Here is a 26,763-nt window from a genome sequence, read left to right as displayed (position 1 = left end):
TACCGCTTAAGCCAGCGGCAAAAGTCTGACCTCGTTTACCTTTTCCCTTTCCGCCTTCTGTTAAAATAGCCCAAACTCATTTTTCAGGAAGAAACCATGCGTCAACGAACTATTGTCTGCCCCATCATTCAGAACGACGGGGCGTATCTGCTGTGCAAAATGGCCGATGACCGCGGCGTATTTCCCGGCCAGTGGGCATTATCGGGCGGCGGGATGGAGCCGGGAGAAACCATGGAGCAGGCGCTGCGCCGTGAAATTCGCGAAGAGCTGGGCGACGCGCTGGAGATCACGGAGGTCAAACCCTGGGCGTTTCGCGACGACATTCGGGTGAAAACCTATGCCGATGGCACCACGGAAGAGATTTATATGATTTACCTGATTTTCGACTGCATCAGCGCAAATCGGCAGGTGACGTTTAACGACGAGTTTCAGGAGGTTGCCTGGGTTCGCCCGGAAGCGATCAAAGCACTGGATCTGAACGAAGCCACACGCATTACCTTCGCACAGAAGGGGCTTCTTTAAGCGCCCACTGCCCGGGCGTTTTGCCGGTAAAGGCCCTGAAAACCTCAATAAACGCGCTGATACTGTTGTAGCCGCACGACAGCGCGATCCAGCCAACCGGTTTACCTGCTGCCAGCCACTCCATTGCCCGCATTACGCGGGCAAGTTGCCGCCAGTTAACAACGTTCATTCCCGTTTCCGCGCTAAACCGACGGTGGAATGTCCGCACGCTCATTCCCGCAAGGGAGGCATAGTGCTCAACCGTCTGGTTGTCGTCCACACGTAGCATCAGATGGCTGGCTACCTTCTTTAATCGGGGATCGGCTGGCATGGGCAGCAGATAGCGCACCTGACGGCCCCGCGCCAGTTCATCCAGCAGCAGGGTGAGCTTTCGCGTATCGTACCCGCTTCCTTCAGCGTTTAAGCGTGAAAACAGCGCGCTGGTGAGCTCGTCGGGTTCGAAAAGCGTCGTTTCACCGGGCAGCGCTTCACACCCTGCGGGATCCAGATAGATCGCATGACCGTCAATCGCACTTCCGGAAAAGGCAGCATGCTCCTGACCAGGCGGGATCCAGCCGATATGTTGCGCCGGTACAACCGAACGCCCAGACGCTGTTTCGACAACCAGCAGACCCGTCGTAATCCGCCAGAGCTGACCGGCCTGATGGCTATGCCACGGCGTATGGTATCCACCTGGATGCAAAAGTGTCTCAAAGCTGACCACGTTATTTGGCCGAAAATCGGTATTCATTGGCTTATTACAGAAACTACGTCTCTGTCTGTCAAGGATAATGGCGGCTCAACGCAACGAGGAGTCATCATGAACATCATCACCCGCCTGCTTACCCAGTCTGACAATGCTATTTTGCGTGAGGAAATGTCCCGTTTGCTGACCGGCCTGTTTAAAGGCGAGATTGATCCGAAAGACGTTTTTTCGCCAGCGTATCAGCAGATCACGGACGGTCATTTGCTTGATTATTCTGGCTTTATTCAGCACCTGGCGCACGTGCGTTCGCAGATCCGCGATATCGCCTTCCGCGTGGAACAGATAGGGTGTCATGACACACTGCTGGCTGACCGGCATATCGTGACCGTCACGTATCCCGAAGGCCATCAGGCTGAAATAGAGGTTTATATGTTTGCCACGCTATGCGCAGGAAAAATCTGCCGGATCCACGAAGTCACGCGAGTAGCCAACGGTGAAGCTTCTGCTCGCGCGCTGGCCCATGCAACGGGCTAACGTTACTCAGCCGGTTGCGGTGCGCTGCTGAGATATACCCCTACATAGCGCGTAAACTTCCCGATAAAGACCCCGGCAAATACCCCGCCGGAGACTATCGCCAGCGCGCTCATGGCGGGCTGTTGCAACGCCTGGGGAGAGAGGGCGTTCATCACCCCCAGCACGTATTTCACCCCAAATGCCAGCATCATAAACGGCAGTGCCGTGTAGTCAGGCTGGCGATAAAGGGTGCGCGGCGCGTCGGTGCGGGTGATGACCGTCTGCTTAATCAGCACATACCCCAGCGCCGCGCCCGCCACAATCCCCGCAACCCAAAGGGCCACCGTCGCGAGAGTAAGATCGCGATAGACCACCAGATCGTAGATATCCCAGATAAGAAAGATGGCAGGAATGATGGCCAGCCTTTCCAGCGTAACGGTGGCAGGCTTACGGGCATTGAGGCCGCGTGAGATAAGAAAGATAAACAGAACCCACACCCAGACGGGGGTGTGCGTGAGGATACCGATCAGAAATTCAAACATGGGATTCACCATGAACGCTTGCGGCGCTGGCCGCACTGCACAAGTAATGCGCATAACAGCACAGGTGCCATTATGCGCAGGTCTGTTACAGCGATTTTTTCAGGCGACGAACCGCCTCTTTCAGCTCTTCATCGGTTGGCGTGACAAACGACATGCGCAGCGTCGTATGGTCTGGCTCATTGCAATAGAAGAACTCACCCGGCACAAAAACCACGCCGTTGCTTAACGTTTTTTCCAGCCAGCGCGTGGTGTTGATGCCATTGTTCATTTTGGCCCACAGGAACATTCCGCCCTTCGGCTTATGGAACGACATGACATCACCCAGTTCCGCCTCCAGCTCATTTGCAAAGGTCTGGTATTTCTGGCGGTAGGCTTCACGGATCATTTTAATCTGATCGGCCAGACGACCGGTTTTCAGGTACTCGTAGGTCATCAGCTGTGACAGCGTGCTGGTGTGCAGATCGGTGGTTTGCTTGAGATTAACCACCGCGCGTTTCAGCCACTCCGGTACCAGCACCCAGCCCACACGAGTGCCCGGCGCGAGGATTTTGGAGAAGGTCGAGGTATAGACGACGTTCTCTTCATTGCCGATATCTTTGGCATGGGCAATTAACGGGCGGAACACTTCATCGGTATAATTAATTTCGCTGTACGGATCGTCTTCGATAATAACGAAGTCATAGCGCTTCGATAATTCCACCAGCTGTTTACGACGCACTTCAGAAAGCGTTACCCCACCCGGGTTACCAAATGTCGGAACAATATAAACCGCCTTGATGGCTTTATTCGCCACCAGCGCTTCAAGTTCATCCACTTTCATTCCGTCGCCATCGGTGCCCACGGATTCAAATTTGGCCTGTGCCAGACCAAATACCTGCAGTGCCGCGAGATACGTTGGACGTTCGACGACGACGGTATCGCCCGGGTTAATTAACGCCCGCGCCAGCACGTCGAGAGATTGTTGCGAACCGGACGTAATGACCACGTCATCGGCCTTGCAGGAGATCCCGCGGCCTTCACAGATGAGCTTAATTTCTTCACGCAGCCCCGGGATGCCTTCGGTCAGACCGTACTGAAAAGCTTCACCAAAATGCTGTGATAATACGGCATCAGCGGCAATTTTCAGGCCTTCATGATCGAACAGTGCAGGGTTAGGAATACCGCCACCCAGCGAAATCACCCCGGCCATTTTGCTATGTTTTAATAATTCACGGATGGCAGATGATTGCAGGCCCTGTGCGCTGCTGGCGAGTTTATTCACAGACATTCTTTGCTTACCTTCTTTTTTATAATGTGCCTAATCTTAGTAGCATAAGTCTGCGGCTTTGATAATTACTTTTCTTCAACTGCATGGCCGAAATATTCCGCGCCCTGCAGAATATGCGCGACAAATTGCGTGAGCTTGGGTAGCGGACGTAAATCCTGGCGCCACAGCAAATGTACCGGTCGTGGCGCAGGCGTGTAGTTCTCCAGCACCTGCACCAGCCTGCCGCTCGCCAGCTCTTCTGCCACCAGCACTTCGGGTTGCAGTAATAATCCCGCCCCCGCTCTCGCTGCCATCCGTAGCCCATAGCCATCGTTGCAGCGCAGAATGGCATCGCGCTTCCAGCGCATCTCGCCTTCAACCCCCGGCAGCCGCCATTCGTTACGTGCGGTCCACACCGTGTGTGACAGGCAGAGATGATCCGCCAGATCGGCAGGCGTTCGCGGCATGCCGTAACGCGCCAGATACGCCGGGGCCGCGCAGATCACCATTCGGTACGGGCAGAGGTATTTCGCCACCAGATCGTCGTTATGAATGTCACCAATTCGAATGGCCAGATCGACCCCTTCATCCACCAGATCCACCATCCGGTTGGTCAGATCCAGCTCCACGCGCACGTCCGGGTAGCGCTGCAAAAAGGTCGCCGTGAGGGGGGCTATCACACAACCGCCAAACGAGGTGGGCGCCGTGACCCGCAAAGTCCCGGCTGGGGCGGCACGCAGTCGCTCAACCGCGCTTTCGGCGATAGAGACCTGCTCCAGCACCCGCTTTGCCTCGTCGAAATAGACCCGCCCGGCGTCCGTCAGACTTTGACGCCGCGTGTTTCGCTCCAGCAGCCGGGTGCCGAGCTGAGACTCCAGCAACGCAATGTACTTCCCCACCATCACCGCCGACATCTCCAGCCGGCCTGCCGCGCCGGTAAAACTGCCGCTCTCAACGACAGCAATGAAGGTCTCCATGCTGCGAAGCTTATCCATATTCCAAACCCCTGGTTAGCAATCCTCTAACTTTAGCCCAGTTTATCTGAGTTTTGATTTATTAAAGAATGAAGGCTCACAACCTAAGGAGTCAGCTATGAAAATCGTGATTATTGGTGCCAGCGGTACGGTCGGTCGTGCGGTAACAGAAGCGCTGAGCCGTCGCCACGACGTGATCCGCGTGGGTCGTACCCAGGGCGACTACCAGGTAGATATCACCTCTCAGGCCAGCGTGCAGGCATTGTTTGAAAACATCGGTGCGGTGGATGCGATTGTCTCTGCCAGTGGCGGCCTGCACTTCGGCCCGCTCGCGACCATGAAAGACAGCGATTTCAACCAGGGCTTGCAGGATAAGCTGCTGGGACAGGTTCGTCTGGCATTGACCGGCCAGCATTATCTCAACGAAGGCGGCTCCATCACCCTGATAAGCGGGATCGTGGCGCATGAGCCTATCGCTCAGGGGGTGAATGCCACCACGGTGAACGCCGCCCTGGAAGGGTTTGTCCGCGCCGCGGCCTGTGAACTGCCGCGCGGGATCCGCATCAACCTGATTAGCCCGACGGTACTTACCGAATCAGCGGAAGCGTACGAAGGCTTCTTCCCGGGCTTTGAAAGTGTTCCCGCCGCAACGGTGGCGCAGGCCTATCGTCGCAGCGTGGAAGGAGTGCAGAATGGACGAGTGTATAAAGTGGGTTACTGAGCCTTAGCGGCAGAAATCAGGACCAGCATCGGACGTTCCGCCTCTTCGGCCAGCGCGGGCCATGCATCAATTTGTGCCTGCGTTGGTCCCCATTCGTTCACTTCCGTTATTGTCAGCCCCGCCTTAATAAGCGCATTGAGCGTGGTACCGAGCGTACGGTGGTATTTGATCACCCCGTCTGCCAGCCAGTTGCTGACGCGCTCGCCCTCATCCTGATAGCGATTAACGCCCCAGAAACGCTCGCCGTTGTCGTCGGTCAGCCAGCCCTGACGTGAGGCGCAGGTGTAAATCGGATGTTCCATTGAAAAGACGAGGCTGCCACCGGGTTTAAGCGCCCGCCGGATTTTCTCAAACAGGGTCTCCAGCGCCGGCAGGTAGTGCAGCGCCAGTGAACTGTAGATCAAATCAACGCTGTGCTCAGGTAACGCCAGAGATGCCAGATCGCTGCGCTGATAGTGTATTTGCACGTCGTCCGTCAGTTCAGCCGCCCGGGCGAGCATCTTTTCGGAGAGATCAACGCCGGTCACTTCTGCCGCCCCCAGCGCGCGTGCAGCGCGACAGAACCAGCCGTAACCGCAGCCAAGATCGATAACTGACTTGCCGGATAACGGTGGCAGCATGCTTTTCAGCGCAGGCCATTCCGGTGCGCCGTCCAGACCCTGCACCGAACGCGGTAGCCGGGCATAGCCTTCAAAAAACGCCGGGTTGTCGTAGATGTTTTGTGCCATGACGGACTCCTTTATCGCAACAGAGGCGAGGGTAAAACACCCCTCGCCCGTTGACAACATACCCGTCTGAAAATCAGAGCCTGCGCCGGATCTTCTCCACCATGGCGGCAGTCGAAATCCCGTAACGCGCGTGAAGGGTCGGTAGCGCACCCGCATCAAGGAAAGCATCCGGCAACGCAACGGTGTCAAAGTCGACGTTAACGCGATGGCGCATCAACAGCGACGCCACGGCTTCACAAAGCCCGCCAACGCTACTGTGGTTTTCAGCCACAATAACCAGACGTCCGGGTTTCGCGGCTTGCGCCAGAATGGTCGCTTCATCCAGGGGCTTAATCGTGGGTGAGTGAAGTACCGCCACGCTGACATTATCCTTGCGCAACTGCTTTGCCGCCTCCAGTGCGCGCATGGTCATCAGCCCTGAGGCGATAATCAGCACATCACTGCCCTCTTCCAGCAGCGCGGCTTTGCCTATTTCAAACCGATAATTGTACTGATCCAGCACCACCGGAACCTTACCGCGTAACAAACGCATATAAACCGGCCCTTCGTGGCTGGCAATGGCAGGCACCGCCTGTTCGGTGTCAATCGCATCGCAAGGATCGATAATGGTCATGCCCGGAATGCCGCGCATGATCGCAATATCTTCCGTTGCCTGATGGCTTGGCCCGTAGCCGGTGGTCAACCCCGGCAGCGCGGCGCAAATCTTGACGTTGAGGTGTTCCTCAGCAATGACCTGATGAATAAAATCGTAGGCACGGCGGGTGGCGAACACGGCATAGGTGGTGGCAAAGGGAATAAAGCCCTCTTTGGCCATCCCACCTGCCGCCCCCATTAACAGCTGTTCCGCCATTCCCATCTGGAAGAAACGGTCAGGGTATGCCTGGGCAAAGATATGCAGGTCGGTATATTTCGACAAATCTGCCGTCATGCCGACAATGTTCTGACGCTGAGCCGCCAGTTTCACCAGCGCGTGGCCAAACGGCGCGGCCCGGGTTTCCTGCCCTTCCTCTGCAATCGAGGCAATCATGGCGGAGGTGGTTAAACGCGGTTTATTTTCGACGGGCTGGCTCATTACAGGACTCCTTCTGGTTTATTCGCATCGAGCACGGCGAGCGCCTGTTGCCACTCATCGGCATCCACGCGAATAAAATGGTTCTTGTCACGCTGCTCGAGGAAAGGCACGCCCTTGCCCATCAGCGTGTCGCACAAGATGACGCGCGGCTGTTGTTCGGGATAGCGTCTGGCATTATCAAACGCCGACACCAGCGCGGGGATATCGTTACCGTTAACGCGTTGTACATACCAGCCAAAGGAGGTCCACTTATCTTCCAGCGGCTCAAAACCGAGGATGTTATGTGAATTACCGTCCGCCTGTTGCCGGTTAATGTCCACCAGCACAATCAGATTCGAGAGCCCATGATGCGCGGCTGACATGGCGGCTTCCCAGGTTGAACCTTCGTCCAGCTCACCGTCAGACATGGAGTTAATTACCCACGCCGTGCTCTGTTTGTGTTTCAGCCCCAGCGCCATTCCCACACCAATGCTGAGTCCCTGCCCCAGAGAACCGCCGGAGATCTCCATGCCGGGTGTATACGTTGCCATGCCGGACATCGGCAGGCGGCTGTCATCCGAGCCGTAGGTTTCAAGTTCCTCTTCAGGAACGATCCCCGCCTCGATCAGCGCCGCATAATACGCAATGGCGTAATGTCCGTGGGAGAGCAGGAAGCGGTCGCGGCCTTCCCACTCCGGCTCCTGAGCCCTGAAGGTCATACCGTGCGCAAACGCAGTTGCCAGCACGTCGGCATAGCCCAGCGCCTGACCGATATAGCCCTGACCTTGTACTTCGCCCATTCGCAGCGCGTAGCGGCGAATGCGCCACGCGGCCGCGGCAACCTGTTGAACTGTCGTATTCGTCATTCTCGTCTCCCCTTAATGGATCAGCATGCCGCCGTTCACGTCGAGCGTGATACCGGTGGAATAAGAAGAGAGATCGCTGCCCAGGAACAGCGCGGCACGGGCAACATCCTGTGCATCACCAAGACGGTTGAGCGGAATACCCGCCAGAATGGCGGTTTTCATCTCATCGCTCAGCTTGCCAGCGGTGATGTCCGTCTGGATAAGCCCCGGGGTGATGCAGTTCACGCGCACGTTATCCGGCCCAAGCTCACGGGCCATGGCTTTGGCCAGCCCCAGCACGCCAGCTTTTGCAGCGCTGTAGTGCGGGCCGCCAAAAATACCGCCGCCGCGCTGTGCCGAAACTGAAGAGATACAGACAATGCTGCCGGACTTCTGCGCGCGCAGAGTGGGAATCACCGCCTGGGACATCAGCAGCGTACCGCGCAGGCTGACATCCAGTACGGCATCGTAATTGTCGCGCTTAATATCCATCAGTTTGAGCGGCTGGGTTATCCCGGCGTTATTCACCAGAATGTCGATGCGCCCATATTGACCCAGAACCTGCTCAATGGCTGCGTTCACCTGCAACTCGTTGCTGACGTTTGCCGCAAGCCCCAGATGCCCTTCACCCAGACATGCAGCCGCACGCTGGCTGGCCTCGGTATCTAAATCAATAATGACCACTTTCGCGCCCTGCTCGGCATATAATTTTGCCGTGGCGAAACCCAAACCGCGCACAGAAGCCGCGCCGGTAATCACGGCGACTTTATCTTTCAGAAGCATATATTTACTCCAGTATTGTAAGAGAGGTTTTATTTATTACTTCGGTTCTTCCAGCAAGATAATCATGACTAATCCAATTGCTGCGCAAATACCGAAATAAATAAAGACAGAATTAAAGCTTCCAGTTTTATCCAGCAGATAACCTGCCAGCATCGGCGAAACAAATCCGCCGAGATTACCGCCGCTATTAATAATTGATGCGGCGATGGGATACGTTTTGCTGTCCGCGACGGCCATTCCATAAGCGGTGAAGGCGGGCCAGCCTATATTCAGACAGAGACCAACAAAAAAGAGGCCGACACAAACCGCAACGGTGCTTTGCGGGATATTCAGCATGATGACCATCATCAGTACGGTGCTGATGGCTGTAAACATCATGGTCGGTTTACGCCTGCGCCCGAGCCATTTATCGGAGACATAGCCGCCAAAAATCGCGCCGATAAAACCGCCGATACACGGCATACTCGCGACGAGGCCCATGCTCATGAACGTAAAGCCTTTTTCTTTCACCAGATAAAGCGGTATCCAGGTCAACAGGCCATACAGCACGCTGACCATCATGAAGTAGGCCACACAGTCACCGAGAATATTTTTCGATGTGAACAGACCTTTTACCGTGCTGATGGGCGACAGATCCCGTACGCGGATCAGACGGTCAAGGCGGGAGAAGCCGGGGGAAATCACGATATTTTCCCGTCTGGCATCCGGTGTCGCCTGACCTGCGGTGATGGTCTCCAGTTCGGCCTTTGACACGAAAGGGCTCTCGGAAGGCCGGGTACGTACCAGTAAATACCACAGGACAGCAATGACCAGTCCCGGAATAGCAAAAGAGAAAAAGACCCAGCGCCAGCCCCATGTCATGGCAATCCACACTGCCAGCGGCGGCACCAGGATGGGGGCAAACATGGTGGCAGCAATATAGACGCCGGTCGCCGTGGCCTTCTCTTTTGGTGGAAACCAGTTATTGATCGTTGATGCCAACCCCACCGGGCATGGTCCCTCGGTTAACCCCAGCCCCAGGCGGATAAACTTCAGGCCCAGCACTGAGGTCGCAGTCCCCATCAACCAGGTAAACGCCGAGAAGCCAAATATCGACAGCGCCACCATCCCGCGAATGCCCTTTTTGGCGATAAAAAAGCCCGCCGGTATTTGGCTCAGGGCGTATCCCAAAAAGAACATACTGGCGATCGCACCGGCTTCGAAATTATTGATATGAAACTCGTCGATGATAAAAGGAAGTACAGCACCAATATTTGTTCGGTCGGCATAGTTAATGGCATACACAATAAATATTAATGCCAGCACAACGAAACGGTAATTGGTTTTCTTTGTCGCTATGTAGGGGGCAACTTGTTCTATACGAGACATGTTTTACCTCATTATTCGAACAACGTGAGTCGTTTTATTTATGCGTTCAACGTCAATATATCGGCTATCGAACGAAACACCATTCAATAAAACTCATTTATTGCTGAGATAAATTTGATACGCGATGCAGGTCATAAAAATAAAATGTAACTCTCATCAATATTCATCGATAAAACACTGTGAACAGGATCATGTTTAATCCATTCAGCCGGGTAAAAATTGCTGACGCGATGCCGCAATGTTATGTTTTTTAAAATTGTCTCGTTTAAAAGGAGTGAGCCATGCCCGCGCAGGATCGCCAGACCCTCCCCATACCCTCGCTGCGAAATATTCAGTCCTTTATCGCCGTGGCCAACTCTCTCAGTATCCATCTGGCAGCCGAACAGCTTAACGTCACCGCGTCAGCCGTCAGTCATCAGATCGCCTCGCTGGAATCCTGGATGGGGAAGAAGTTATTTATCCGCAGCGGCAAAGGCGTGACCTTGACCCCGACGGGGGAAAAATATCTGCGCGACGTCTCCGCAGCGATGAGCGCCATCGGCCGTGCAACCGAACAGGTGATGAAAGAGGCCGATAATCCGGTATTGCGCGTTCACTCTTCACCAACGTTTGGCCTGACGTGGTTATTGCGCCGGCTCGGCAAATTTCGCAGTGAATACCCGGATATTACGGTCAATCTTTCCTGCTCCTACGAGAACCTGCAGTTTGCACGCGATAACATCGATATTGATATTCGCCACGGCATCCCGGACTGGGACGCTTACAGGGTCATGACCATTAAAAACGATGCGCTGGTGGTGCTGGCCTCACCGGCATATCTGCACGCACATCCCGTCAACACGCCGCAGGACCTGCTTTCACAGGCGCTTATCTCGTCGACCAGCACCCTCGTCAACTGGGAAAAATGGTTTGCCTGGCACAATATCGACCGCCCCTGGCTCAACTTCAGCCTGAGTTTTGATCGTTCCTACATGAGCTTTGAAGCCGCGCGTATGGGGCTGGGATTTATTCTGGAAAGCAAGATGATGGCCACCGATCACCTGAACGATGGCTCCCTGGTGCAGGTGCTACCAGATGAAACGGGGATCGCCATTAATGCGCATCATCTGGTGATGCCGCACATGAACGAGCGCACCTGGAAGATCCAGCAGTTTGTTGAGTGGATTGATCGCGAGCTGCGTCTGTCGGGGTATCACCTGTAGCAATACCCCGACGTGGCGTCAGGAGACGGTGCCCCACACAAGATGGCCCTTATGGAAGGTCGCGGTACGCGGTGAAATCCGCGCCACGGCCTCGGCGGAACAGGAAGCGTCCACCAGCACAAAGCTGGCATCGTCCTGCGCTTTGGGCCACACGCGCTCGCCTTTGTCGTTCAACGGCAGCACATCACCGGTAGCGATACCCAGCGCGCGGGAGAGCGTCTGTTCATTCGGGCGAATATAGAGCTGGGCGTAAAGATTGGCTTTTTCCAGCATATCGCCCAGTCCATACGGCGACCAGTGGTCAATGACGCTGTCGGTGCCGGTCATGACGAACACCCCCTTGTCACGGAGTTGCTTCAGCGGCATATGCAGGGTGCCAATCGGCACCGTAGAGGCAATGGTCACCTGCTGCGCCGCCATGCGGGTGGCGATTTCATCGACCTGCTGCTCGTTGAGCGTGGCCAGCGCGAAGGCGTGGCTGATGGTCAGTTTCCCCTTCAGCGCGGGCGTTTTCTCCACGGTCTCTACCATGTAGTTCACCGCCGCGACGCCTGCCGGGCTGGTTTCATGCAGGTGGATGTCCACCCCTTTGTCATAATCCAGCGCAATCTGGAACATCGTGTCGAGGGATTTTTCCATCGCACCGTCCATGTTAGTCGGATCCAGACCGCCCACGTAGTGTGCGCCAGCCTGCATGGCCTCGCGCATCAGCGTTTCGGAGTGCGACAACAGCAAGCCGTGCTGCGGGAAGGCGACAATTTCACAGTCAAACCCCGGCTTGCGGCGCGCTAAGACGGCCTGGAGATTTTCCAGATTCTTCAGGCCGGATGTCGGCTCAATATTGCAGTGGCTGCGGGCGAGGGTGGAGCCTTTCGACTGGATCAGATCGATAAGCTTTTCCGCACGCTCCTGCGTGTAGGGCTGTAACTCTGGCAGCAATTTTTGTTCAAGACGGATCATGTCCTGAATGGTCGTGCCCGCCGGGCGGTTAAGGGAATGCCAGGGACCACCGTAAAAGGTTTTATCCAGGTGGATATGCATGTCGCGCATCGCCGGCAGCATCAGCTTACTGCCTGCATCATAGTGTGGCAGCGTGGCATCGGCATGGCTTTTGTTATCACGCAGGGCGACAATTTTGCCGTCATTAATTTCGAGTGTTTTCAGCTCGGTGCGGGTGCTTGTCGCCACGCCGCCGTCAACGTTGAACCCAGCCTCCAGCAGCACGTTATCCAGGTAGTAGTGTCTGGCGGTAATGTTCATGGGTTTGCCTGTCTCACAACGTGGTTTCGCGGTCTCTGCAGCATACGCGACGGATCCGGTGGTGCCAAACAGGGCGCAGGCGGTAACCATTTTGCCGCTCTGGCTAATAAACTCGCGTCGGCTTTTATTCTCACTCATCTTCTCTTCCTTTTACTTACGCATTCACAATGTGGGTACCGGTCTCACCGCGCAGCGCCGCTGGCAGGCAGTCCGGCGAGGTGATGATCACGCGCTTGCCGCCGTCGTTCAGAAACGCCAGCGAGGCGACGATTTTCGGCAGCATGCTGCCCGCCGGGAAGTGCCCCTCCGCCACGTAGCGTTTCATCTGCGCCACATTCACCGTATCCAGCGCCTGCTGGTCCGGCTTACCAAAGTTGATGCACACTTTCTCCACCCCGGTGGTGATCACCAGCACGTCGGCACGGATCTCGCGGGCCAGCAGCGCGGTCGAGAGATCTTTATCAATCACCGCATCGACGCTCTGGTAATCTCCCTGCGCTGTGCGCACCACCGGAATACCACCACCGCCCGCCCCGATCACCACAAAGCCTTTTTGCGTCAGGGTCTTGATAGCCTCCGCTTCAACGATACGCAGCGGCTGCGGTGAGGCCACCACCCGGCGATAACCGCGCCCGGCGTCTTCAACAAAATGCCAGTCAGGATGGGCGTGCTGGAGCGCATCACGCTGCGTCTCACTGAAAAACGCGCCGATAGGTTTGGTGGGATGGGCGAAACCTGGATCGTGTTTATCCACTTCCACCTGCGTGACGACCGTGACCGCTTTTTGCTCGCCGTGGGCGGCCATGCGGTTATTGAGTGCCTGCTGGATCAAATAGCCGATACCGCCCTGGGTATCCGCCACGCAGTTTGCCAGCGGCGTGAGGGGTAGCCCTTCCCGCTCGTGAGCAATTTCAGCGCGGCGCAGATCCAGCCCCACCTGGGGGCCATTACCGTGAGTGAGCACGATGTCATAGTCAGACGCCAGCATCTCCAGCACTGACTCTGCAACCAATTTCACGGCCTGTGACTGGTGTTCAATGGACTGACTGGCGTTATCTTTGATAATGCTGTTGCCGCCAATGGCGACGACCATGAGCTCTTTCATAGTGTTTCCTTTGAAATGGTGCGGGGTGAGGACATCAGCCATTATCAGGACTCCGAAACCGGCGCTGCCGCGCTCACCGCGTCGCGGCTATCAAGAAAATGCTTCACCACAAACATGCTCCCCATCATCAGGTAGGCCGTGACAAACATCAGCGAACTGCCTTCGGCAAAGCCAACCACTGGCGCGTGGATCACGCCGAACAGCGCCAGCAGCGCTCCAACGGCGGCGGCCACGGCTCCGCGCAGCGGTTTGTTAATGATGGCGAAGATAGCGATGCAGCCCCACAGCATGCTGGCGAGCGGTGCGCCGTTACCCAGATGCACCAGTCCCTGGTAGTAGATACCTTTGCTGTGCAGCACGTCGGTGCCAATTTTCGCCGCACTGGTCCCCGCCGCGCCCATCACGCTGTTCATCATGGTCAGCGCCCAGTTGGCGATCCACGGGAACAGGCAGATGAAGATCACGGGGACCTCCACTTTGGGCGTTTCCCTTACTACCTGGTTGGCGGTCACCACCCCGATAAACACCAGAATCGGCACGATGGCGGTCATCGGTATGATGGCGAGCATAAACGCCCCCAGCCCGAACAGCGGCACGATAAACATGGTCACACCGGAGGCCAGCGTGTAGCCAATGCTAGCCCCCATCGCTTTCCAGCCCGCGTGACCGACGTAAACCGTCACCGGGAACGGGTTACCCATCAGACACCCGAGCATGGAGGCCAGCCCGTTTGCCAGCATCACCTTGCGGGTCGGGTACTCATCCCCCGCCGCGTGGGCGCTTTCGATATTTTCCAGGTCAAAAATGTAGTTCGCCAGACCCAGCGGGACGGCAGAGGCCAGGTACGGTAATGCGTGTGGCAGTCCCTGCATAAAGCTGTCGACATGCACTTCCGGCGGGTTAAAGCCAAACGACGACATCGAGGCTTTGATGGCCTCCGGGCTCTGCAGACCGGAGATCCACGCCAGCGCGGTACCGGCAATCAGCAAGAGCAGGCCGGTCGGGATTTTGGCGAAGATCGGCTTTTTACCAAACCAGTTAATAAAGATCAGCAGCAGCACGATGAACGACACGGTAGGTGCCTCAAACGCCTGCAGCATCGGGTTCATCGCCAGCAGCAGCAGTCCCAGCCCGGACAGGCACGACAGCAGGACGGTGCGCGGGATCATCTTGCGGATGGTTTCCCCCAGGAACGAACCGCCCGCCAGAATCATCGCCTCCACGAAGCACCACACCAGACCAATCTGGATAGCGAAATCCGCATCACCGGTTTGCTGGTAGACCGGCATCAGCACCAGAAAGGTCACGGTGAAAATTGACGGCGCGCTTGGGCCAGACGGCAGCGCGGTGACATCCGTACGCCCGGACTGGCGCGCCATCTGCAGGCCAAACCACGCGTAGCAGACGCTCGCGACCAGCACCGCCAGCCCGAAGGCTGGCGCAATGCGTCCATAAACAATCTCCTTCGGGATGCCGACGACAAAAATGAGCAGCCCCATCATGGTCAGCAAATTGGTCAGGTTGTTGGTCATCAACCCGAAATACGCCGCCCAGTCACCTCTTTTCCACTCCAGTTTCATGTTTTTCATGGATGCATGCCTTATAAAAAGTAGCGATCGCGGAAGGTCAACAGCGCCTTTTCAAAACAGCTAAACGGCGGGTGAACGATGCCCGCCCCAATCATGCCAATGCCTGCATCTTTGTGAGCAATGGCGGTATTAATGACCGGCAGAATGCCGCTGCCCGCGACTTTTGTGATGTCGATGGCGGTTGGAATGCCCATAAACGAGAGCAGCGGAATGGTGACGTTCGGGTTTTCACCGAGGGTGATCTCGCGCATCTGACGGGAGAAATCGATGGCTTCATCCACCGTGCCACCCACCAGTGCGACGATCGCAGGGGCTGTGGCCATCGCAAAACCACCGATACCGTAGGTTTCGGTAATGGCGCTGTCGCCAATATCCAGCCCAGAGTCTTCCGGCCTGTAGCCCGCGAACATGGGCCCTATCACCTGCTGCGCCGGGCCGGTGAACCACTGCCCCGGCAGCCCGGAGATGCGCAGGCCGAACTCGTAGCCGTTACGCGCCATGGTGGTGACCACGGTGCTGTACTCAATACCGTGTGCGGCATCCATGGCGGCTTTACACATCGCCATCCACGTCGGGCCGGAGAAGTAGTCGCTGCTGGCGACGAACTCAAACACCTCACGCTGCTGTGCCACCGGATACCCTGCCTGAATCAGCCCCGGCGTCAGCGCCTGGATCAGCAGCGTGGTGCCGGCGTTGTTGCGGTTATGACACTCGTCGCCCATGTGCAGCGCCTGGGCCAGCATCAGGCGCAGGTCGATTTCACCTATGATTTTCATGGCATCGCGCAGCATCGGGCCGAGCACGTCACGCATCCAGTTCAGGCGGTCAATAACGCTCTGGTCGTTGGCGCCCATGCGCAGGATCTTCGCCATCTGCTCGCTAAGGTTAGTGAACGCCCGGTTGCCGTAGGTTTTGTTCTCAACGATGTGCATAAACATCGATGCCGAAGTGACGCCCGCCATTGAGCCTACGCAGTCGTGCTCGTGGCAGGGCGAGAAGGTGATCGCCCCTGACGCCGCCACGCGCTCCGCGTCGTCGATATCGCGTGCCAGCCCTTCAAACACCAGCGCCCCGGTCACGGCCCCTTTCATTGCGCCACACATGTTTTCCCAGCTGACGGGCGGACCGGCGTGCAGAATGGTGGTGCGGGTCATGCCCGGCACAACGTTGATCGCCTGGTCGTAGCCCACCAGCACCGGATGGGACTGGATAATGCGCTCAAGGGCAATCTTATTGGCGGCGGCGATTTTGTCAGCCAGTGGCGCAAGGGCCAGCTGATCCAGCGCCTCTACAACCTGCAAATTCCCCTGCCCCGGCGGCGTCCAGTCGAGCTGGGTCACGGGGATATGCTGCTTTTTGAGATCCGCACTGAACAGCGCGATACCGACGTTAATCACGTTCAACGGCTGGTTAAATAAGGTCGTCATCAGGCAGTCTCCCCTTTAAAGACAAATTCACGTGCCAGTAATCCGGTGTTGGTGCTGCTGCTCGCCCAGATCACCCCTGCCTCGGTCAGAAGCTGACACTGCTGTGCCAGGGACGGCGAGTCCTGGTCGGTTCCGAGCACATAGCCGAGAATTGCCAGCGGACGGTTATCGGCTTTCGCCGTCGCCTGCGCCTCTTTTATGGCCTCAAGCATCACGCCGACCGGATCCTCGTGCGCGCCAAAACCCAGTACAAAGTCCATCACGATCACCCCCACCTCGGGGTCACGCGCCTCCTGCAACAGGCGGCTGATGCGGTTGGTCGGATCGATCATCGGGTGCGGTTTGCCGTGGGTGAAATCGTCATCTCCAAAATCAAGGAAGGTGTGGGCTTTACTGACGTTGATATCGTCCAGCCGTTTCGCCGGATCGGGTTGAATGTTGCTGTAGACGTCGTCGAATTTTTCCAGCGCGGCGAACATGGCCTCATCGCACAGGGTGCCGCCGCAGAACAGACCGCGGATGTATTTCTGCTGGGGTGTCAGCCGGGCACGCACCTCTTCGATCAGTGGCCAGTTTAGCGGATGCAGGTCGAGAGACTCTTTTTTCACCCCCGTTAACAGCACGGCCTTCAGCGCCGCCTCTTTGGTACCACGGGCGAACTGCAGGTTGCCTTCATCAGCCGGCGGCTGATGACGACCGAGGAAACAGACCACCACCGGTTTGCGGCAGGTGCGGGCGCGGGCCAGCACCTTTTCTGCCACCGACGGCGCAGGCGGTTTAGAGATGAGGGTAATCACCTGGGTGGCGTCGTCAGCGTCCAGCATCGCGATGGCATCCAGCATCATCAGGCCACCAATCTTTTCGCTCAGATCGCGCCCGCCGGTGCCAATCAGCTGCGACACGCCGCCGCCGAATTCATGGATCCGCACGCTCAGCTCCTGGCTGCCGGTCCCGGACGCCCCGATAATACCGATCGGTCCGCGGCGCACCGCATTGGCGAAGCACAGCCCGGTACCGTTGATAATGGCCGTGCCGCAGTCCGGCCCCATCATCAGCAGCCCTTTCTGGTGTGCCAGCTGCTTCAGCGCCAGCTCGTCATCAAGGCTGACGTTGTCGGAGAAGAGCATGACGTTGAGATCGTTTTCCAGCGCCTGACGTGCTTCGCGGGCGGCAAACGTGCCGTTTACCGAAATCACCGCCAGGTTGCTCTCAGGACGATGGGTTTTCGCACTGGCAAGGGTGGCATAACGCGCTTCATGGCTCCCGCCGCTCTCCTTGCGGGTGAAAAGCGCTTCGATGGCTGCCAGCGTTTCGTCATTCGCCGCCTCGCCTTTAATCACGATCATTAAGTCGCCGTTTTTGGCATCCGCTAATTCCGGCGTTAATAGCCCGAGATTTTTTAATACGCCTTTGTTCATTTCTGTCGCCATAGCCACAAAAGCCTGCTCAACGCCCGGCAATTTATTGGCCTTCGTGGAAACCGACATCAATGACACCGAGTCAAAATAAGTATTCTTTTTTATGACGATTTTGGTGGGCATTATTTTCTCCTGAATGAGGATAAAAGGGGGCCGCCGTCGTGCAATAGGCACGTCGGTAAAATACTGTCTGAATGAGCGACCAGCCGGAAAAGGCTGGCCGAAGGAATTACGCGCCTGCAGCCAGCAGCAGGTCTGCTATCTGGTGGTAGCCTTTTTCCCGCGCCAGTTCGAGCGGGGTTTTGCCGTATTTATCGGTCATGTGCGGGTTTGCGCCGTTATCCAGTAACAGCTTTACAATTTCCTGCTGTTTCGCGCCGCCATCGTTGAGGACAATCGCTTCCAGTAGCGGCGTCCAGCCCACGAAGTTGGTGTGGTTGACGTTAATATCGGTTTTCTCCAGCAGCTCGCGCACAATCTCAACGTGCCCTTTCTCGCTGGCAGGCGTAATGCCGACGCCACCGAAGCGGGTCAGGCGATCAAGATCCGGGTTGGCGGGTAAGACTATTCGCAGCAGGGTTAAATCATTTGTCAGGCAGCTAATCAGGAAGGGGTTAAAACAGGTCTGATCCTGTTGATCAATATCTGCTCCGGCGGCAATTAAAAATGCCACGCAGTCATAATGCTTTTTCAGACTGGCAATAATAACGGCCGTTCTTTTCTGGCGTTGAGTGGCATTAATATCGACACCTTTTTCAAGGCAGGCTTTTAGCCCGTCAATATTGCCCTGCTCTGCCGCCAGCAAAAATTCAGTAACGAGTTCGTTCGCAGACATATTCAGACTCCCCATGATGTATTGCTCATGACCTGAGAATAGCAACAGCCTGGTGAGAAAAGAATCCGCTTAAAAATCATTCATCGACAGTCAATTCATTATTGAGTTAAATTCAACAATTCAGCCAAAATGTGCGGCCGTGCAATCTTTTACTTATGTTTTAGCGCTTTTATTCGCCTCAGACAGCATTCTGCTTATGCCTGATGAAGCCTGACATGACGCGGCTCGACGCGAATAATCAGAACTGTGACCGCCGTCATATGCGTTGTAACAGCGCTGTTAAAATATGTTCAAAACTGATGGCTAACAGGAGCCGTAATATGAATTCCATCTTTACTGAAGAGAACCTGCTGGCCTTCACCACGGCGGCACGCTTTGGCAGCTTCAGCAAAGCCGCCACCGAGCTTGGCGTAACCACCTCTGCCATCAGTTACACCATCAAGCGAATGGAGACCGGGCTGGATGTGGTGCTGTTTGTACGCAATACGCGCAGCATTGAGCTGACCGAGTCGGGGTTTTACTTTTACCGTAAAGCGACCGACCTGCTGAATGATTTTCATGCCATTAAGCGCGGGATAGACACCATTTCGCAGGGCATTGAGGCGCGGGTCCGCATCTGCATCAACCAGCTTTTGTACACCCCACGCCATACGGCGCGGCTGCTGCAGGTGCTGAAAAAACAGTTTCCTACCTGCCAGATCACCGTTACGACCGAGGTCTACAACGGCGTCTGGGACTCCATTATCAACAACCAGGCCAATATCGCGATTGGCGCACCGGACACGCTGCTCGACGGCGGCGGCATTGATTACACCGAGATCGGTGCCATCCGTTGGGTATTCGCCATCGCGCCGGAACACCCGCTGGCCTTCGTGCCGGAGCCGATAGCCGAAAGCCAACTGCGGCTGTACCCCAACATCATGGTGGAAGACACGGCGCACACCATAAACAAGAAGGTCGGCTGGCTGCTGCACGGCCAGGAGGCGATTCTGGTGCCCGACTTCAACACCAAATGCCAGTGTCAGATCCTTGGGGACGGGATTGGTTTTTTACCGGAATATATGGCCCGCGAGGCGGTGGAGGACGGGCTGCTGGTCACGCGGCGAATTAATAATCCGCGTCAGGATTCACGCATGCTGCTTGCCACGCAGCATGCGGCGACCGGCCAGGTCACGCGCTGGATCAAACAGCAGTTTGGTCCACAGGGCGTGCTGACCGGGATATACAGCGATCTACTGTGGCGCGCTTAGTTTTTGCTTTGCACCCAAAACGCGTGAATAAGACCAGGGATGTAGCCCAGTAAGGTCAGAACGATGTTAATGATAAACGCCCAGCCAAACCCTTTGCCGAGCAGCACGCCCAGCGGTGGCAGGATAATAGTAAAGACAATACGCCAAAAACCCATAACGACTCCGTGCAAGCTAACCAATTGAAAATAAAAAAGAGAACATTCTCTAAGCGTAGCCAGTTTAACGGCCTGCGCCATCTCTTTATCGCCCTTTTACCCTCTTTTACGCTTTTGACACTGGCTTAATCCTCCCTATTAGTTTAGTCTTTACTTAATTAAGTAAAGACTAAACTAATATGACTGAACTCGAACAACTTCAGGCCAGCGCCGGACAGGCCGCAGCCCTGTTAAAAGCGATGAGCAATCCGCGTCGGTTGCTGATCCTCTGCATGCTGTGCGGTACACCGGGTACCAGCGCGGGCGATCTGGCGCGGGCGACGGGGCTTAGCCCATCCGCCACGTCACAACATCTGGCGCGTATGCGTGAAGAGGGGCTTATCGACAGCATCCGTGAAGCGCAGCGCATTCTGTATTTCATTAAAAACGATGCGGTGCATCAGCTGATCAGCACCCTGAAAAGCCTCTATTGCCCGTAAGGAGCCACCATGTCACTACCGCTCATTTCACCCCAGCAGGCCAATGCGCTCGTTGCTGAAGGTGCAAAACTGATCGATATTCGCGATCCCGACGAATATGCCCGCGAGCATATTCCCGCCGCCCGGTCCGTGCCGCTGGACACCTTACCCGGCGGGCTTGAGACGCACGCGGGCGAAACGGTGATTTTTCACTGCCAGTCTGGCGCCCGGACATCCTCGAACGCAGCCCGCCTTGCTCAGGCTGCCACGCCTGCTCAGGCATTTATCGTTGAAGGCGGAATTCAGAGGTGGAAGCAGGCCGGGTTGATCACGCAGGAAGACACGTCACAGCCGCTGCCGTTGATGCGCCAGGTACAAATTGCCGCCGGGCTGCTCACCCTGTGCGGGGTCGTGCTGGGCTTTACGCTCTCCAGCGGCTTTTTCCTGCTGAGCGGCTTTGTGGGTGCCGGGCTGCTGTTTGCCGGGCTGACCGGGTTTTGCGGAATGGCGAGACTGCTGAAAGTGATGCCCTGGAACCGGCGTACCTCGTAAGCAGTAATCGGTGAAATACGCTGTACCCGGCATCAGACGTGGGCTAAGGTGAAGATCATTGAAACGATGAGGAGGTAGTATGTTTTCTGTCGGTGATTATGTGCAACCGCGTAAAGGCGGCCCAAAACTGAAAGTACTCGAAGTGAACGGCGATAGCGTTGTGGCGGTTCAGGCCAGCAATGAGCAAGGCGAGAAATTTACCCTGAAGGCCGCAGACCTGGCCCTGTATACCGAAGAGGGTGATTTCGGCGTCTGCTAAACAGGCAACCGGGCGGAGTCCTCCGCCCGGCTCATGGATTAAATCAGAAAATCATCCAGTGATTTACCCTTTGCCAGTGCATTGGCAATAGGCTTTGGCGTACGCCCCTGACCGGTCCATGTTTTCTCTTCACCGTTGAGATCAATAAAGCGATATTTCGCTTCACGCGGTTTACGTTTTTTCGCTGGCTTACCGGCCTGCGCCAAATCTGAACCGAGGAGATCGGACGGTGAAATACCATCAGCTTTCATCAGTTCCAGCAGGGCATTAATTTTTTCCTGCTGCTCAGCGCGTTGTTGCTCTAATTCCGCCAGCTCACTCCGTTTCTCTTCAGCAACGACCCTGACTTTTTCCAGCATTTCTTCAAGAACGTCCAGGGATAATTCACGCGCCATCGCACGCAGAGTTCGGATATTATTAAGATTCTGTAACGTCAAAGACATATATTTGAAAACCTTTTCTTTAGGGTAAATCGAAAAATCGACAAGAGAATAATTCATTTCGCCTGGAATATCTACCCGCGGGCACGTCTTGCTAAAAATGTAAATGTTTTAAAATATCGCGTTTAATAATATCGGCGGATAACTGTCGATACCGCCGGATTCAATCTTTATCTCAGTATAAACGGTTAGATTTAATCCAAATCAAAGCATGCCGCACTGTCGTCGTTCGGGCAGAACGTTCGCTTCGGCACGCTCAAGATCAACAGATTGATTTACATACAAAAACTGACGGCAGGGACAGATTATAACGAACCGAACAAAAAACACGCAATCTTAGAGAATTTTGTGGACAAAACGCGACTAAATAAAAATTAATAACTAGTTGTTAGTTCAAAGGCAGAGATATACGCTATACACGACTGACAAACCAACCTAAAGCACTAACCGCTGAGGGAAAATCGTTTCTATTGTGTTCTTCTCAAGGAGTTCAGACATGTTCTCACCGCAATCTCGCCTGCGCCATGCGGTAGCGGATACCTTCGCGATGGTTGTTTACTGTTCCGTCGTGAACATGCTGATCGAAATTTTCCTCTCCGGAATGTCCTTTGAGCAGTCACTTTCTTCTCGTCTGGTGGCAATTCCGGTCAACATTATTATTGCGTGGCCTTACGGATTATACCGCGATGCGGTCATGCGCTTTGCGCGTCGTATTAGCCCGTCAGGGTGGGTGAAAAACCTCGCCGACGTTCTGGCATACGTGACGTTCCAGTCGCCGGTTTACGTGGCTATTCTGCTGACAGTGGGCGCAGACTGGCATCAAATCGTCGCAGCGGTCAGTTCAAATATCGTGATTTCAATGCTGATGGGTGCGGTGTATGGCTATTTTCTCGACTACTGTCGCCGCCTGTTTAAGGTCAGCCAGTACAGCCAGGCCAAAGCATGATGTGAGGCGACTGGCGAATGCCAGTCGCAGATTTACTGTACGTCGCCAAACAGTCCCTTCAAAAACCGCTCCAGTGCCATACGCGAACTGAAGCCATGCGGAATACCATAATGTTCATGCGTTTCACCACCTAAATACAGTGGGAATTGCTGATAATGATCGCAGGTTTTAATATCCGAGGCAGGCTCAGCAAATGACAAACTTCTGTCTTTCAGCGTCGGGTGAATAATGAGAGCGGTACGTCCCATTCTTGCTTCACGATTAACGTAAACATAATTCTCGCCACGGCGATATCCATACGCTTTTGATGTCACCTCATCCATGGTGAATCCCTCTTTTTCAAGAACGCGCGCCACCTCATCAGGTCGTAAATACATATCTTTTCCTCGTTATCTTTTCCTGCCCGGCAACCTTACAGTATTCAGCATTAGCAGGGCTTTCAGAATATTCCATAAACTGCCAGATAACGCGTGACGCGCTTCAGATATTAAATTTCTGGACTAAACTAAACGGGAACGCAAAATTACGGAGGATCGTATGTTTAACAGACCGAACCGAAACGATATTAACGACGACACACAGGATATTCGTAACGATGTCAGCCAATTAGCGGACTCGCTGGAAGAAGTGCTGAAATCCTGGGGTTCCGGTGCGAAGGACGAAGCGGATGCCGCAAAACGTAAGGCTCAGTCTTTGCTACGTGAAACCCGCGCCCGCATGAATGGGCGTTCGCGCACCACGCAGGCTGCCTGCGATGCCATTAGCTGCGCCAATACCTTCGTTCGCGAAAAACCCCTCTGTACGCTTGGTACGGTAGCCGCGGTGGGTATCTTCGTGGGGGCGCTGCTTAGCCTGCGCAAATAGTCGTCTCAGCCTGTCCGTATCCGCCCCGGTCGCGTCAGCCCCCGGGGCTTTTCTTTGCCTGCGCGCCTGAAAAAGCCGTACAGCCCGCCCTGCCCCGCTGTGCTCATCATCGGGGCCATATTAATCTGAAATTCCCATATCTTGTATGGTTGAATCTTAAGACAACTACATCTAGTATTCCCTTTAGCAAGATACACACAACCTGACGCGATGATTCGCGCCGCTCTCTCATTTTAAATGGAAATACGAATCATGAGCATTATTATTTACACTCGTAACGATTGTGTTCAATGCCACGCGACAAAACGTGCAATGGAAAGCCGTGGAGTGGCCTTTGAGATGGTGAACATAGACCTGCAGCCCGAAGCTGCCGATACCCTGCGGGCGCAAGGTTTTCGCCAGCTGCCGGTCGTCGTCGCCGGGGAGACCAGCTGGTCCGGCTTTCGCCCCGACATGATTAACCGCCTCGCCGCCCAGGCCGCCAGGGCATGACTGGGCTGGTCTACTTCTCCAGCAGCTCGGAAAACACGCTCCGCTTTATTGAGCGCGTCGGGCTGCCTGCGATACGTATCCCGCTTAATGAGCGGGAACGGATCCGGGTAGACGAACCCTACATTCTGGTGGTCCCGAGCTATGGTGGAGGTGGCACCGCGGGGGCCGTGCCTCGCCAGGTGATCCGCTTTCTCAACGATCCCCACAACCGACAGCTTATTCGCGGCGTTATCGCGGCGGGCAATCGCAATTTCGGCGATGCCTTTGGCCGTGCCGGGGATGTCATTTCTCAAAAATGCGGCGTGCCGTATCTCTATCGTTTTGAACTGATGGGGACACAGCAGGACGTAGAGAACGTGCGTAAAGGAGTGAACGAATTTTGGCAACGACAACCGCAGAACGTGTAATTCAGGCGACACCGGATTACCACGCATTAAACGCAATGCTGAACCTCTATGACCGTGAGGGGCACATTCAGTTTGGCAAAGATCATGAAGCGGTGGAGGCGTTTATCGCCACCCACGTCAGCCCCAACAGCATGACCTTTGCAAGCCAGAATGAACGTCTCGATTATCTGGTCAAGGAAGGCTATTACGAAGAGCGCGTGCTGGCCCGGTACGATCGTGCCTTCGTGGAGACGCTGTTCGGGCAGGCCCATAGCCGCGGTTTTCGTTTCCAGACGTTTCTTGGCGCATGGAAGTTTTACACCAGCTATACCCTGAAAACGTTCGACGGCAAACGCTATCTTGAAAGCTTCGAGGACCGCGTGGTGATGGTTGCCCTGACGCTCGCGCAGGGCGATGAAACGCTGGCAGAACGCCTGATGGATGAGATGCTCTCCGGCCGTTTCCAGCCCGCCACACCGACCTTTCTCAATTGCGGAAAAGCCCAGCGCGGCGAGCTGGTCTCCTGCTTCCTGCTGCGCATCGAAGACAATATGGAGTCGATCGGTCGCGCGGTGAATTCGGCGCTGCAGCTCTCTAAACGCGGCGGCGGTGTGGCGTTTCTGCTGTCGAACCTGCGTGAAGCCGGTGCGCCAATTAAGCGCATCGAAAACCAGTCCTCCGGCGTAATTCCGGTCATGAAAATGCTGGAAGATGCTTTCTCGTATGCCAACCAGCTAGGGGCGCGTCAGGGCGCGGGGGCGGTCTATCTGCACGCGCACCATCCGGATATCCTGCGCTTCCTGGATACCAAACGTGAAAACGCCGATGAAAAAATCCGCATTAAGACCCTGTCGCTTGGGGTGGTGATTCCGGATATCACCTTTGCACTCGCCAAAGAAAATGCCGAGATGGCGCTCTTCTCGCCATACGACATTGAGCGTATTTACGGGAAAGCGTTTGGTGATGTGGCGATAAGCGCCCTGTATCACGATCTGGTGGCCGACGATCGCATTCGTAAGAAGTACATTAATGCCCGCGATTTCTTCCAGACGCTGGCCGAAATTCAGTTTGAGTCCGGCTATCCGTACATCATGTATGAAGATACGGTCAACCGTGCGAACCCGATTGCCGGGCGAATCAATATGAGCAACCTCTGCTCCGAGATATTGCAGGTGAACAGCGCATCTACGTATGACGAAAATCTGGACTACGCCGACATCGGCAAAGACATCTCCTGTAACCTCGGGTCGCTGAATATTGCCCACACCATGGATTCCCCCGATTTTGGCCGCACGGTGGAGACCGCCATTCGCGGGCTGACCGCGGTGTCAGACATGAGCCACATCCGCAGCGTGCCGTCCATTGAAGCCGGTAATGCCGCCTCGCACGCCATCGGCCTTGGGCAGATGAACCTCCACGGCTATCTGGCGCGGGAAGGTATCGCCTACGGTAGCCCGGAAGGACTGGATTTCACCAACCTCTATTTTTACACCATTACCTGGCATGCGCTGCATACCTCAATGATGCTGGCGCGCGAGCGTAACCAGCGCTTTGCGGGCTTTGAACAGTCGCGTTACGCCAGCGGTGAGTACTTCAGGCCATATCTGGAAGGAGACTGGCAGCCGAAAACCGACAAAGTGCGCCAGCTGTTTGCTGATGCCGGGGTTCTCCTGCCTACCCGCGAGATGTGGCAGCAGCTGCGGGACGATGTGATGCGTTACGGCATCTATAACCAGAATCTGCAGGCCGTACCACCAACCGGATCAATCTCTTACATTAACCACGCCACGTCGAGTATCCACCCGATTGTGTCGAAGATTGAGATCCGCAAGGAAGGTAAGACCGGGCGCGTTTACTACCCTGCCCCGTTTATGACCAACGACAATCTGGCCCTGTATCAGGACGCGTATGAGATTGGCCCTGAGAAAATTATTGATACCTACGCCGAGGCGACAAAACACGTGGATCAGGGGCTGTCGCTGACGCTCTTCTTCCCGGACACCGCCACCACGCGCGACATCAACCGGGCGCAGATTTACGCCTGGAAGAGAGGGATCAAAACCCTCTACTACATTCGCCTGCGCCAGCGTGCGCTAGAAGGTACCGAAATTGAAGGCTGCGTGTCCTGCGCGCTGTAAGGAGAAAGG

31 protein-coding genes are annotated in these 26,763 nt (G+C 55.5%); 13 read left to right on the top strand and 18 right to left on the bottom strand.

Annotated elements, in window-relative coordinates; all coding sequences use genetic code 11:
- Positions 1-96 precede the first annotated feature (96 nt).
- Positions 97-522, top strand: a complete 426-nt coding sequence (gene nudI, locus L466_RS15750; protein WP_032680438.1) for a nucleoside triphosphatase NudI — start codon at positions 97-99, stop codon at positions 520-522.
- Here the strand turns inward: nudI and L466_RS15755 are convergent.
- Complete coding sequence (locus L466_RS15755; RefSeq protein WP_230941209.1) at positions 494-1,252, bottom strand: AraC family transcriptional regulator; 759 nt, start codon at positions 1,250-1,252, stop codon at positions 494-496. The two genes, nudI and L466_RS15755, sit on opposite strands and share 29 nt — an antisense overlap.
- Positions 1,253-1,321: 69 nt before the next feature.
- Between L466_RS15755 and L466_RS15760 the strand changes: the two genes are divergently transcribed.
- Positions 1,322-1,741 carry a hypothetical protein gene (locus L466_RS15760; protein WP_032680437.1) on the top strand — a complete coding sequence of 140 codons (420 nt, stop codon included), beginning with the start codon at positions 1,322-1,324 and terminating at the stop codon, positions 1,739-1,741.
- A gap of 2 nt (positions 1,742-1,743) precedes the next feature.
- Here the strand turns inward: L466_RS15760 and L466_RS15765 are convergent, their stop codons facing one another.
- The 3 genes from L466_RS15765 to L466_RS15775 form a co-directional block, all read right to left on the bottom strand.
- Entirely contained in the window at positions 1,744-2,262 is a 519-nt protein-coding gene (locus L466_RS15765) for a DUF6622 family protein (RefSeq protein ID WP_032680436.1), read from the bottom strand.
- A gap of 85 nt (positions 2,263-2,347) precedes the next feature.
- A complete protein-coding gene (locus tag L466_RS15770; RefSeq protein ID WP_032680435.1) occupies positions 2,348-3,529 on the bottom strand; it encodes an aminotransferase-like domain-containing protein in 1,182 nt (393 codons plus the stop codon).
- A gap of 65 nt (positions 3,530-3,594) precedes the next feature.
- On the bottom strand, positions 3,595-4,503 hold the full coding sequence (locus L466_RS15775; protein WP_032680434.1) for a LysR family transcriptional regulator: 909 nt from the start codon (positions 4,501-4,503) through the stop codon (positions 3,595-3,597).
- A 97-nt stretch (positions 4,504-4,600) separates the two neighbouring features.
- On the opposite strand from L466_RS15775, the gene L466_RS15780 reads away from it, so the two are divergent.
- On the top strand, positions 4,601-5,203 hold the full coding sequence (locus L466_RS15780; protein WP_020883882.1) for a short chain dehydrogenase: 603 nt from the start codon (positions 4,601-4,603) through the stop codon (positions 5,201-5,203).
- Here L466_RS15780 and L466_RS15785 read toward each other — a convergent pair.
- From L466_RS15785 to L466_RS15805, 5 genes are all read right to left on the bottom strand, one after another.
- Positions 5,197-5,931 carry a class I SAM-dependent methyltransferase gene (locus tag L466_RS15785; protein ID WP_032680433.1) on the bottom strand — a complete coding sequence of 245 codons (735 nt, stop codon included), beginning with the start codon at positions 5,929-5,931 and terminating at the stop codon, positions 5,197-5,199. The genes L466_RS15780 and L466_RS15785 overlap by 7 nt on opposite strands.
- Before the next feature lie 73 nt (positions 5,932-6,004).
- Positions 6,005-7,003 (bottom strand): transketolase family protein, encoded by a 999-nt coding sequence (locus L466_RS15790; protein ID WP_014171295.1) that lies wholly within the window; start codon positions 7,001-7,003, stop codon positions 6,005-6,007.
- Positions 7,003-7,848 carry a transketolase gene (locus L466_RS15795; protein WP_020883879.1) on the bottom strand — a complete coding sequence of 282 codons (846 nt, stop codon included), beginning with the start codon at positions 7,846-7,848 and terminating at the stop codon, positions 7,003-7,005. Before L466_RS15795 ends, L466_RS15790 begins: the two co-directional genes overlap by 1 nt.
- A gap of 12 nt (positions 7,849-7,860) precedes the next feature.
- Positions 7,861-8,610 carry an SDR family NAD(P)-dependent oxidoreductase gene (locus L466_RS15800; RefSeq protein ID WP_032680432.1) on the bottom strand — a complete coding sequence of 250 codons (750 nt, stop codon included), beginning with the start codon at positions 8,608-8,610 and terminating at the stop codon, positions 7,861-7,863.
- A gap of 36 nt (positions 8,611-8,646) precedes the next feature.
- Positions 8,647-9,978 (bottom strand): MFS transporter, encoded by a 1,332-nt coding sequence (locus L466_RS15805; RefSeq protein ID WP_032678819.1) that lies wholly within the window; start codon positions 9,976-9,978, stop codon positions 8,647-8,649.
- A 281-nt stretch (positions 9,979-10,259) separates the two neighbouring features.
- Between L466_RS15805 and L466_RS15810 the strand changes: the two genes are divergently transcribed.
- Positions 10,260-11,180 carry a LysR substrate-binding domain-containing protein gene (locus L466_RS15810; protein ID WP_032680431.1) on the top strand — a complete coding sequence of 307 codons (921 nt, stop codon included), beginning with the start codon at positions 10,260-10,262 and terminating at the stop codon, positions 11,178-11,180.
- An 18-nt stretch (positions 11,181-11,198) separates the two neighbouring features.
- Here the strand turns inward: L466_RS15810 and L466_RS15815 are convergent, their stop codons facing one another.
- The 6 genes from L466_RS15815 to L466_RS15840 all read right to left on the bottom strand — a co-directional run bounded on the left by L466_RS15815 (position 11,199) and on the right by L466_RS15840 (position 18,814).
- Entirely contained in the window at positions 11,199-12,578 is a 1,380-nt protein-coding gene (locus L466_RS15815; protein ID WP_032680429.1) for an amidohydrolase family protein, read from the bottom strand.
- Between the two features lie 16 nt (positions 12,579-12,594).
- Entirely contained in the window at positions 12,595-13,545 is a 951-nt protein-coding gene (locus L466_RS15820; RefSeq protein WP_032680428.1) for a carbamate kinase family protein, read from the bottom strand.
- Between the two features lie 44 nt (positions 13,546-13,589).
- The gene (locus tag L466_RS15825) at positions 13,590-15,134 is read right to left on the bottom strand and encodes a hypothetical protein (protein ID WP_032680427.1); all 1,545 of its coding nucleotides are present in this window, start codon (positions 15,132-15,134) and stop codon (positions 13,590-13,592) included.
- A gap of 11 nt (positions 15,135-15,145) precedes the next feature.
- Entirely contained in the window at positions 15,146-16,561 is a 1,416-nt protein-coding gene (locus L466_RS15830; protein WP_032680426.1) for a YlbE family protein, read from the bottom strand.
- On the bottom strand, positions 16,561-18,102 hold the full coding sequence (fdrA, locus tag L466_RS15835) for an acyl-CoA synthetase FdrA (protein WP_032680425.1): 1,542 nt from the start codon (positions 18,100-18,102) through the stop codon (positions 16,561-16,563). Before fdrA ends, L466_RS15830 begins: the two co-directional genes overlap by 1 nt.
- Positions 18,103-18,208: 106 nt before the next feature.
- Positions 18,209-18,814 (bottom strand): ankyrin repeat domain-containing protein, encoded by a 606-nt coding sequence (locus L466_RS15840; RefSeq protein WP_020883872.1) that lies wholly within the window; start codon positions 18,812-18,814, stop codon positions 18,209-18,211.
- Positions 18,815-19,134: 320 nt separating this feature from the next.
- Here L466_RS15840 and L466_RS15845 point away from each other — a divergent pair, with 320 nt between their 5' ends.
- Positions 19,135-20,064 carry a LysR substrate-binding domain-containing protein gene (locus L466_RS15845; protein ID WP_020883871.1) on the top strand — a complete coding sequence of 310 codons (930 nt, stop codon included), beginning with the start codon at positions 19,135-19,137 and terminating at the stop codon, positions 20,062-20,064.
- Here the strand turns inward: L466_RS15845 and L466_RS15850 are convergent.
- Entirely contained in the window at positions 20,061-20,219 is a 159-nt protein-coding gene (locus tag L466_RS15850) for a YqaE/Pmp3 family membrane protein (protein ID WP_032678825.1), read from the bottom strand. The two genes, L466_RS15845 and L466_RS15850, sit on opposite strands and share 4 nt — an antisense overlap.
- A gap of 179 nt (positions 20,220-20,398) precedes the next feature.
- Between L466_RS15850 and L466_RS15855 the strand changes: the two genes are divergently transcribed.
- The 3 genes from L466_RS15855 to L466_RS15865 all read left to right on the top strand — a co-directional run bounded on the left by L466_RS15855 (position 20,399) and on the right by L466_RS15865 (position 21,488).
- Complete coding sequence (locus L466_RS15855; protein WP_032680424.1) at positions 20,399-20,698, top strand: ArsR/SmtB family transcription factor; 300 nt, start codon at positions 20,399-20,401, stop codon at positions 20,696-20,698.
- A 9-nt stretch (positions 20,699-20,707) separates the two neighbouring features.
- A complete protein-coding gene (locus L466_RS15860) occupies positions 20,708-21,229 on the top strand; it encodes a rhodanese family protein (RefSeq protein WP_032680423.1) in 522 nt (173 codons plus the stop codon).
- Positions 21,230-21,308: 79 nt separating this feature from the next.
- Positions 21,309-21,488 carry a YodC family protein gene (locus L466_RS15865; RefSeq protein WP_014171310.1) on the top strand — a complete coding sequence of 60 codons (180 nt, stop codon included), beginning with the start codon at positions 21,309-21,311 and terminating at the stop codon, positions 21,486-21,488.
- Positions 21,489-21,526: 38 nt separating this feature from the next.
- On the opposite strand, the gene stpA is transcribed toward L466_RS15865, so the two are convergent.
- Positions 21,527-21,931, bottom strand: coding sequence for a DNA-binding protein StpA (stpA, locus tag L466_RS15870; protein ID WP_032681950.1), 405 nt, complete (start codon positions 21,929-21,931; stop codon positions 21,527-21,529).
- A gap of 493 nt (positions 21,932-22,424) precedes the next feature.
- Between stpA and alaE the strand changes: the two genes are divergently transcribed.
- Entirely contained in the window at positions 22,425-22,874 is a 450-nt protein-coding gene (alaE, locus tag L466_RS15875; protein ID WP_020883866.1) for an L-alanine exporter AlaE, read from the top strand.
- Positions 22,875-22,906: 32 nt separating this feature from the next.
- Here the strand turns inward: alaE and L466_RS15880 are convergent, their stop codons facing one another.
- Entirely contained in the window at positions 22,907-23,251 is a 345-nt protein-coding gene (locus tag L466_RS15880) for a DUF2002 family protein (protein WP_006811693.1), read from the bottom strand.
- 160 nt (positions 23,252-23,411) lie between these two features.
- On the opposite strand from L466_RS15880, the gene L466_RS15885 reads away from it, so the two are divergent.
- The 4 genes from L466_RS15885 to nrdE all read left to right on the top strand — a co-directional run bounded on the left by L466_RS15885 (position 23,412) and on the right by nrdE (position 26,754).
- Positions 23,412-23,738 carry an ElaB/YgaM/YqjD family protein gene (locus tag L466_RS15885; protein ID WP_014171314.1) on the top strand — a complete coding sequence of 109 codons (327 nt, stop codon included), beginning with the start codon at positions 23,412-23,414 and terminating at the stop codon, positions 23,736-23,738.
- 252 nt (positions 23,739-23,990) lie between these two features.
- Positions 23,991-24,230, top strand: coding sequence for a glutaredoxin-like protein NrdH (nrdH, locus tag L466_RS15890; protein WP_020883865.1), 240 nt, complete (start codon positions 23,991-23,993; stop codon positions 24,228-24,230).
- Positions 24,227-24,637 (top strand): class Ib ribonucleoside-diphosphate reductase assembly flavoprotein NrdI, encoded by a 411-nt coding sequence (nrdI, locus tag L466_RS15895; RefSeq protein ID WP_032680422.1) that lies wholly within the window; start codon positions 24,227-24,229, stop codon positions 24,635-24,637. Before nrdH ends, nrdI begins: the two co-directional genes overlap by 4 nt.
- Positions 24,610-26,754 carry a class 1b ribonucleoside-diphosphate reductase subunit alpha gene (nrdE, locus tag L466_RS15900; RefSeq protein WP_032680421.1) on the top strand — a complete coding sequence of 715 codons (2,145 nt, stop codon included), beginning with the start codon at positions 24,610-24,612 and terminating at the stop codon, positions 26,752-26,754. The genes nrdI and nrdE overlap by 28 nt, the downstream gene beginning before the upstream one ends.
- The last annotated feature ends 9 nt before the right edge of the window (positions 26,755-26,763 follow it).

The organism is Enterobacter sp. BIDMC 30 (assembly GCF_000534355.1).
GTDB lineage: Bacteria > Pseudomonadota > Gammaproteobacteria > Enterobacterales > Enterobacteriaceae > Enterobacter > Enterobacter ludwigii.
Note: the sequence above shows the minus strand (reverse complement) of the source record. Positions and strands in the feature narration are given on the sequence as shown.

What these genes read in the sequence shown, in the direction of transcription:
- nudI (WP_032680438.1), top strand. Translation starts at nt 97, where the DNA reads ATGCGTCAACGAACTATTGTCTGCCCCATCATTCAGAACGACGGGGCG.
- L466_RS15755 (WP_230941209.1), bottom strand. Translation starts at nt 1,252, where the DNA reads ATGAATACCGATTTTCGGCCAAATAACGTGGTCAGCTTTGAGACACTT.
- L466_RS15760 (WP_032680437.1), top strand. Translation starts at nt 1,322, where the DNA reads ATGAACATCATCACCCGCCTGCTTACCCAGTCTGACAATGCTATTTTG.
- L466_RS15765 (WP_032680436.1), bottom strand. Translation starts at nt 2,262, where the DNA reads ATGTTTGAATTTCTGATCGGTATCCTCACGCACACCCCCGTCTGGGTG.
- L466_RS15770 (WP_032680435.1), bottom strand. Translation starts at nt 3,529, where the DNA reads ATGTCTGTGAATAAACTCGCCAGCAGCGCACAGGGCCTGCAATCATCT.
- L466_RS15775 (WP_032680434.1), bottom strand. Translation starts at nt 4,503, where the DNA reads ATGGATAAGCTTCGCAGCATGGAGACCTTCATTGCTGTCGTTGAGAGC.
- L466_RS15780 (WP_020883882.1), top strand. Translation starts at nt 4,601, where the DNA reads ATGAAAATCGTGATTATTGGTGCCAGCGGTACGGTCGGTCGTGCGGTA.
- L466_RS15785 (WP_032680433.1), bottom strand. Translation starts at nt 5,931, where the DNA reads ATGGCACAAAACATCTACGACAACCCGGCGTTTTTTGAAGGCTATGCC.
- L466_RS15790 (WP_014171295.1), bottom strand. Translation starts at nt 7,003, where the DNA reads ATGAGCCAGCCCGTCGAAAATAAACCGCGTTTAACCACCTCCGCCATG.
- L466_RS15795 (WP_020883879.1), bottom strand. Translation starts at nt 7,848, where the DNA reads ATGACGAATACGACAGTTCAACAGGTTGCCGCGGCCGCGTGGCGCATT.
- L466_RS15800 (WP_032680432.1), bottom strand. Translation starts at nt 8,610, where the DNA reads ATGCTTCTGAAAGATAAAGTCGCCGTGATTACCGGCGCGGCTTCTGTG.
- L466_RS15805 (WP_032678819.1), bottom strand. Translation starts at nt 9,978, where the DNA reads ATGTCTCGTATAGAACAAGTTGCCCCCTACATAGCGACAAAGAAAACC.
- L466_RS15810 (WP_032680431.1), top strand. Translation starts at nt 10,260, where the DNA reads ATGCCCGCGCAGGATCGCCAGACCCTCCCCATACCCTCGCTGCGAAAT.
- L466_RS15815 (WP_032680429.1), bottom strand. Translation starts at nt 12,578, where the DNA reads ATGAGTGAGAATAAAAGCCGACGCGAGTTTATTAGCCAGAGCGGCAAA.
- L466_RS15820 (WP_032680428.1), bottom strand. Translation starts at nt 13,545, where the DNA reads ATGAAAGAGCTCATGGTCGTCGCCATTGGCGGCAACAGCATTATCAAA.
- L466_RS15825 (WP_032680427.1), bottom strand. Translation starts at nt 15,134, where the DNA reads ATGAAAAACATGAAACTGGAGTGGAAAAGAGGTGACTGGGCGGCGTAT.
- L466_RS15830 (WP_032680426.1), bottom strand. Translation starts at nt 16,561, where the DNA reads ATGACGACCTTATTTAACCAGCCGTTGAACGTGATTAACGTCGGTATC.
- fdrA (WP_032680425.1), bottom strand. Translation starts at nt 18,102, where the DNA reads ATGCCCACCAAAATCGTCATAAAAAAGAATACTTATTTTGACTCGGTG.
- L466_RS15840 (WP_020883872.1), bottom strand. Translation starts at nt 18,814, where the DNA reads ATGTCTGCGAACGAACTCGTTACTGAATTTTTGCTGGCGGCAGAGCAG.
- L466_RS15845 (WP_020883871.1), top strand. Translation starts at nt 19,135, where the DNA reads ATGAATTCCATCTTTACTGAAGAGAACCTGCTGGCCTTCACCACGGCG.
- L466_RS15850 (WP_032678825.1), bottom strand. Translation starts at nt 20,219, where the DNA reads ATGGGTTTTTGGCGTATTGTCTTTACTATTATCCTGCCACCGCTGGGC.
- L466_RS15855 (WP_032680424.1), top strand. Translation starts at nt 20,399, where the DNA reads ATGACTGAACTCGAACAACTTCAGGCCAGCGCCGGACAGGCCGCAGCC.
- L466_RS15860 (WP_032680423.1), top strand. Translation starts at nt 20,708, where the DNA reads ATGTCACTACCGCTCATTTCACCCCAGCAGGCCAATGCGCTCGTTGCT.
- L466_RS15865 (WP_014171310.1), top strand. Translation starts at nt 21,309, where the DNA reads ATGTTTTCTGTCGGTGATTATGTGCAACCGCGTAAAGGCGGCCCAAAA.
- stpA (WP_032681950.1), bottom strand. Translation starts at nt 21,931, where the DNA reads ATGTCTTTGACGTTACAGAATCTTAATAATATCCGAACTCTGCGTGCG.
- alaE (WP_020883866.1), top strand. Translation starts at nt 22,425, where the DNA reads ATGTTCTCACCGCAATCTCGCCTGCGCCATGCGGTAGCGGATACCTTC.
- L466_RS15880 (WP_006811693.1), bottom strand. Translation starts at nt 23,251, where the DNA reads ATGTATTTACGACCTGATGAGGTGGCGCGCGTTCTTGAAAAAGAGGGA.
- L466_RS15885 (WP_014171314.1), top strand. Translation starts at nt 23,412, where the DNA reads ATGTTTAACAGACCGAACCGAAACGATATTAACGACGACACACAGGAT.
- nrdH (WP_020883865.1), top strand. Translation starts at nt 23,991, where the DNA reads ATGAGCATTATTATTTACACTCGTAACGATTGTGTTCAATGCCACGCG.
- nrdI (WP_032680422.1), top strand. Translation starts at nt 24,227, where the DNA reads ATGACTGGGCTGGTCTACTTCTCCAGCAGCTCGGAAAACACGCTCCGC.